This window comes from uncultured Pluralibacter sp. (assembly GCF_913775985.1).
GTDB lineage: Bacteria > Pseudomonadota > Gammaproteobacteria > Enterobacterales > Enterobacteriaceae > Pluralibacter.
The window spans coordinates 1-6,023 of sequence record NZ_CAJYMB010000101.1; the positions used below are offsets into that span (position 1 = coordinate 1).

Genomic DNA, 6,023 nt, shown 5'->3' on the forward strand with positions numbered 1-6,023 from the left:
ACGGGATCATGGCTGAGCGTCTCCTTCAGCAAGGCGCACAATAATACTGTTCGGCTCCAGCGCGTCCTGCGCCTGCGGCCAGTGAAAAAGCGTGTTCCCCGCGAGGGCGGGAATGGCGACGGGGGCAACGCCGATATTGAGGGCAAGTGACAGCGTCACGTCACCGAAATGCCAGCTGACCGCCACCGCGCCAAATTCTGTCTGCACAATGCGCCCGGCAGCGCTACCGCCCGCCGCCAGCAGCGGCACGATATAGCGCTGGCGCAGGGCCAGCAGTTCGCGGACAAACGCCAGCCACTCGCGGCCCGCCTCGCTTTCCGCGCTGGCCCAGTCGAGCGTCGAGCGCCTAAAGGTGTCGGGATCGTTGGGATCGGGGACTTCACCGTCGTGCCCGGCGTGGCCGGCAAATTCGCTGGCGCGCCCTTCCCGCACCGCTTTCGCCAGCGCGCCGTGAAAGTCGGTGAAAAACAGAAACGGCCTCGTTTCCCCGTACTCTTCGCCCATAAACAGCAGCGGAATATGCGGCGACAGCAGCAGCGCGGCCTGCAGAACCCGGGTTTTCTCCGCGCCGGCAAGCGTAATCAGCCGCTCGCCCTGGGCGCGGTTGCCGGTCTGGTCGTGGTTTTGAATAAAGTCGACAAAAAACTCCGGCGGCTGATCGAGGCTCGGTACCCCGCGGGACTCGCCGGTCTGGGGTGAAATTTCCCCCTGATAGACGAAGCCTTCTGCCAGCGCCCGGGCGAACTTGTTTTCCGGCGAGGCGGCGAAGTCCTGGTAATAGCCGTGGGTTTCGCCGGTGGCAAACACGTGGGCGGCATTGTGAAAATCGTCGTTCCACTCGGCGGTGTAGCGCGCGGGCTGACCGTTTTCATCCCGGGGATGGAGAAACACCACGTTGCGGCTGTCTTCGGTCGTCAAATGAATGTGCCGGTCAGGTAGCGCTGCGCGAATGCGGTCGGCAATCTCCACCAGTACGTGGTGGCCGGAGGTATCGTGGATCTGATCGATAGCGTCAAAGCGCAGGCCGTCGAGGCGGTATTCGCTCAGCCAGAACAGCGGCGCGTCGGTAATGTACTGGCGCACGGCGGGCGTTTCGTAGGCAATGGCGTTGCCCCAGGGCGTGGTGCGGTCCTGGTGAAAAAACGCCGGCGAAAGCAGCGGCAGATAGTTGCCTTCCGGGCCGAAGTGGTTGAGCACGATGTCCAGCACCACCGACATCCCGAGCTGATGGGCGGCATCAATAAAGGCGTGAAAGTCGCCGGGGGTGCCGTAGGCCGAATGCGGGGCGTACAGCAGCACGCCGTCGTAGCCCCAGCCCCGGCTGCCGCCGAACTGGGCCACCGGCATCACTTCAAGCTGGGTAATGCCGAGTTCTGCCAGGTGAGGCAGCTTATCCATCGCTGACCTGAAGGTGCCCTGCGGGGTAAAGGTGCCAATATGCAGCTCATAAATGACCGTCTCCGCCCAGGGGCGCCCGCGCCAGCCCGCGTCCTGGCGCGGATAGCGCCGGGGGTCTATCACCAGCGACGGGCCGCTGACCTCCCCCTTCTGCGCCCGCGCGCCGGGATCGGGCACGGCCGTGCCGTCAGCCAGCACGAACTGATATTCGTCTTCGTGCGCCGCGCCCCGGACGTCAAGGGTAAACCAGCCGTCCGCCTCCCGGACCATCTCGCTGTCCGCGCCGTTGAGGCGCAGCGACAGCGTTTTTTGTCCCTCGGCCCAGACGCGAAAGCGGACCGTATCGTCAGCAATAAACTCCGCGCCCCACTGTTTTTGAAATCTTCCGCACTCCATGTATCAACCTCAATTCAACTGCCGCCCGGCGGGCACGAAATACAAGCTTAGACCAGCGTTGAAAGCGCGCTGGCGCGGCGGATATTTCCGGCACTTTTAGCGCGGTTGGCTATCATTAGTAGACTTTTCCTAGACAAGGACCCCCATGCTGATTCGCAAAGGAATTAATGCCGACCTCACCCGCCTGGAATGCTGTGATTTCTCCTTTACCGTTAGCCAGATTGCCCGCGGCCCGTTTAATGATGACGATCTGCATGTTGAGCAGGTCAGCGAGCCCTGGCGCAAAATCTACGCACTGGATATTCAAACGCTGGCGAACCACAGCGACGATCCCCATGCGCTGTTTCGGGTGGCGGAAACCGCCGCTGGCGAGCTCGCGGGGTTTATTACGGCGTCGGTGAGCTGGAATAACTTTGTCTCTGTTGACTATATCGCGGTCGACGCCGGCCAGCGCCGCTCCGGCGCGGCGGGCAAGCTGATGGCGTCGGTCATCAACTGGGCAAAAGAGAGAGACGCGCCGGGCCTGCGCCTGGAAACTCAGAATATCAATGTTCCCGCCTGCCGCTTTTATCAGCGCAACGGCTTCCGTTTGGGAGGCTACGATCGCTTTCTCTATCACGCCATGCCGGAAAAAGGCGAAGTGGCGCTGTTCTGGTATCAGATGTTTTCCTGACCGATGTCGCTCCCGGACATGAGATAAGAATTACTGATGTCGCTCTCGGGTCAGTCATAGGTAAAACCTTTGCCTACACTGGCCTGACAGAACTGAACGCGCGTTCTGATCCAGCCATCAACCACAGCATGCAATGGAGCGACTATGAACAGAGGCGTTGTATATCAGGGGCCGGGCAAAGTTGAAGTCATGAAAATTGACGATCCGAAGTTTGTCAGCCCTTCAGGCAAGAAAATCGACCACGCGGTGATCCTGAAAGTCCTGTCCACCAATATCTGCGGATCCGATCAGCATATGGTTCGCGGGCGCACCACGGCCCCGGCAGGCATGGTGCTGGGTCATGAGATAACCGGTGAGGTTATCGAGAAAGGCTCTGACGTGGAGATGCTGGAGGTCGGCGATATCGTGTCGGTGCCCTTTAACGTCGCCTGCGGACGCTGCCGCTGCTGTCGCGAGCTGGATACCGGTGTGTGCCTGACCGTAAACCCGATGCGCGCCGGCGGCGCATTTGGCTATGTGGACATGGGCGGCTGGGTCGGCGGTCAGGCGAAATACGTGATGGTGCCCTACGCCGACTTTAACCTGCTTAAGTTCCCCGACCGCGACCGGGCGATGGAGAAAATCCTCGATCTCACTATGCTCTCCGATATTCTGCCCACCGGCTTTCACGGCGCGGTGTCCGCCGGGGTTGGGGTCGGATCCATTACCTACGTTGCCGGCGCCGGGCCGGTCGGCCTTGCCGCCGCCGCGTCGGCGCAAATTCTGGGCGCTGCGGTGGTGATGGTGGGCGATTTTAACAAAGACCGGCTGGCGCACGCCGAAAAGATGGGCTTTGTGCCAATCGATTTGGGCAAGCACGATCGCCTGGGAGAGATGATTGCCGAGGTCGTCGGCGCACCGGAGGTGGATTCTGCCATTGACGCGGTGGGCTTCGAGGCGCGCGGCCACTCCGGTAAAGAGCAGCCGGCGGTGGTGCTTAACAACATGATGGAAATAACCCGGGTGGCGGGCAGCATTGGGATCCCCGGGCTGTACGTGACCGACGATCCGGGTGCGGAAGAGAAAGCGGCCCGGGAGGGCTCCCTGAGTCTCAAGTTTGGCCTCGGCTGGTCGAAAGCGCAGACCTTTCACACCGGACAGACGCCGGTGCTGCGCTATAACCGCCAGCTGATGAACGCCATCCTTCACGACAGGCTGCCGATTGCTAAAATTGTGAATGCCAAAGTGATCCCGCTGGAGAGCGCCGCCGAAGGCTACGCGCGCTTCGACGCGGGCGTTGCCGCGAAGTACGTGCTGGATCCGCACGGGCTGCTGGTGTAACGATGCCATAAACCCTGTTCACCCAACGCGCGCAGCGCTGCGGGTGAATATTAATAATGACGTCAGTTGGGAGTGCTATTAAGGGAAGAACAATATGGAGAGGCACGCTGCCGGTAATATTTACCAGCAGCGTTTTAATAAAGAATGCGGATATAGCGTCTCACGCGATATTAGAACGCTGTAAATTTTCCGGCGTGAGTTTATGCAAAATTTGACCATACAAGTCAACAACAATGCTGTTTTGCTCGGATGCTTGAAGTGTCATTATAGTCCGGGCCAGCGTTTCGCTGCTGATAACTCCAAAGGCATCATGGGCCTTATTTTCAATATCCTGATACAGTGCAGAATTAAAAATATATTCATCCGGGATTGTGTGGTTCATAGTCCCTCCAGCAAGACCTGAGAACTACATGTCATCATGAGTATACTGGACAACAATCTCCAGCGTGTGGCGAATGATATCGGAGGTCACAACGTCTTCGCTGCACTCCAGCATGGTTAACAGACTGACAATCAGATTTTTATTTGTAACGGTATGGTTGAGAGCCAGAATATTACGTACGGCGGCACCAAGAATTAATTTTTCTTCTTCATAGCGGCTGCCAGAATTAAAGAAATAGCTTGCGAGATTTTTATCGCTAATAGAGGCAAAAAAACCGGTGCTGGTGGCGTGTTCGCTAATTTTTACGGCATTGTTCAGAGATAGCATCATACGATTTTCCTTCCAGAATAAAATTAATGGTGTGGTGACTGAAACTGCCGCGCATCCATTCCGTTCTGCTCAGAGAACCGTCTTACACTCCGTTGATTACCTTGGCTTACATACCGTTGCTAAGCCAACTAACAATAATGTAGCCGATTCTACTAAACCTGTACAACCCATTTGTGCATTTCTTTTTATTATTTTGTATAGATTTAGTTAAGTCATTGTTTTTGTAGTATATTTAAAGGCGTCAGCGCTTGAGATAAGTGTACAGGCGACGCTTTGTTACGTTGTACAACGTGGAAATTAGTCTCCTCCGCCACTGCCGAGCCAGTCCATCAGCCCCCGCATCTCGGGTGAAAGCGTCGATTCATCGCGATAGCACAGGCACAGCCGGCGGCGGGCCCAGCGGTTGCTGAGTTCGAGCGTAGCGACAGCAAATCGCCCGGCGTAAATACGGGTTTGAATGTGCGGCACGATGGCGATACCAATGCCGCCAGCGACCATATCAAACACCCCTTCAAAATTGCGCATGCGGATCCGGCAGGCAAGTTCGCCCCCGAGGGCCCGCGCGTGCCCTTCGATATGCTGCTGCAGCGCGCTGTCGGCCAGCAGGCCGACAAAGGGCTCGTTAAGTATATTTTCGAACGCTGTCTGCGTTTCGGTACAAAGCGCGTGCCCCGCTCCAACGATAACCACCAGATTATCGTCCATCACCGGCGTCAGCGTCAGGCTGCCGGACTCAACGCTGTCAGAAACCAGCCCCGCCTCGGCGCGCCCGGCGGCGATCAGGCCAACAATGTCAGCGCTGGTTCGCTCTTCAATATCCACGGGAATATCGGGATGCGCTGCCAGCCACGGCGCCATGCGCGTTGGCAGCAGCCAGCTTGCGGCAGAGGTATTGCTGTACAACTTTAGCGTGCCCCGCTGCCCGGTCAGATACGCCGCCAGCTCAGCGCGCATTTGCGCGTGCTGTGCCACCATCTGCCGGGCGTGGCGCAGCACAATTTCCCCCGCCGGGGTCAGACTCACGCCCCGGGGTAGTCGAGTCAGCAGCGCGGTGCCTGCCCGGGTCTCCATATTCGTAATGCGCTCGCTGGCCGATGCCAGCGCCAGATGCGACAGGCGAGCGCCGCCGGTAATGCTGCCCTCTGCGGCAACGTTAACAAACAGGGTTAAATCCACGACATCAAAGCGCACGTACGCCTCCTACTGGCCTTCGGGTTATCCGAAGCTTCGGGCCGATTTTCCAGATTGTCAATGTCAGCCGCCTCGGGTGATATGGCAGCTGAGTTAACCCGGGGAAATAAATGATGGATATTGCACTATATTGTCTGCTGGCCGCCATTTTCCTGCTGGCGGGCATAGTTAAAGGCGTCACCGGCATGGGGCTGCCGACAGTGGCGGTTGCGCTACTGAGCCTGCTGATGCCGCTGCCTGCTGCCGCCGCGCTGCTGATTAGCCCTTCTCTGGTAACTAATTTGCTGCAGTTATTCAGCGGCCCGGCGGCAGCAGGCAGCGGCATCAGCAGGC

General features: G+C 58.3%; 6 protein-coding genes and 1 pseudogene. 3 read left to right on the top strand and 4 right to left on the bottom strand.

Features of this window, described 5'->3' with window-relative positions; all coding sequences use genetic code 11:
- Positions 1-6 precede the first annotated feature (6 nt).
- Positions 7-1,794 carry a malto-oligosyltrehalose trehalohydrolase gene (gene treZ, locus QZ766_RS12685; protein ID WP_297202499.1) on the bottom strand — a complete coding sequence of 596 codons (1,788 nt, stop codon included), beginning with the start codon at positions 1,792-1,794 and terminating at the stop codon, positions 7-9.
- Between the two features lie 145 nt (positions 1,795-1,939).
- Between treZ and QZ766_RS12690 the strand changes: the two genes are divergently transcribed.
- Positions 1,940-2,467 carry a GNAT family N-acetyltransferase gene (locus tag QZ766_RS12690; protein ID WP_297202501.1) on the top strand — a complete coding sequence of 176 codons (528 nt, stop codon included), beginning with the start codon at positions 1,940-1,942 and terminating at the stop codon, positions 2,465-2,467.
- Positions 2,468-2,611: 144 nt separating this feature from the next.
- A complete protein-coding gene (gene fdhA, locus QZ766_RS12695; RefSeq protein WP_297202503.1) occupies positions 2,612-3,787 on the top strand; it encodes a formaldehyde dehydrogenase, glutathione-independent in 1,176 nt (391 codons plus the stop codon).
- A gap of 160 nt (positions 3,788-3,947) precedes the next feature.
- On the opposite strand, the gene QZ766_RS12700 is transcribed toward fdhA, so the two are convergent.
- The 3 genes from QZ766_RS12700 to QZ766_RS12710 all read right to left on the bottom strand — a co-directional run bounded on the left by QZ766_RS12700 (position 3,948) and on the right by QZ766_RS12710 (position 5,690).
- On the bottom strand, positions 3,948-4,169 hold the full coding sequence (locus tag QZ766_RS12700) for a hypothetical protein (RefSeq protein WP_297202505.1): 222 nt from the start codon (positions 4,167-4,169) through the stop codon (positions 3,948-3,950).
- 24 nt (positions 4,170-4,193) lie between these two features.
- Entirely contained in the window at positions 4,194-4,499 is a 306-nt protein-coding gene (locus QZ766_RS12705; RefSeq protein ID WP_297202507.1) for a biofilm development regulator YmgB/AriR family protein, read from the bottom strand.
- A 297-nt stretch (positions 4,500-4,796) separates the two neighbouring features.
- On the bottom strand, positions 4,797-5,690 hold the full coding sequence (locus QZ766_RS12710) for a LysR substrate-binding domain-containing protein (protein WP_297202509.1): 894 nt from the start codon (positions 5,688-5,690) through the stop codon (positions 4,797-4,799).
- A 113-nt stretch (positions 5,691-5,803) separates the two neighbouring features.
- On the opposite strand from QZ766_RS12710, the pseudogene QZ766_RS12715 reads away from it, so the two are divergent.
- A pseudogene (locus QZ766_RS12715) lies at positions 5,804-6,023 on the top strand (hypothetical protein); the annotation flags it as partial.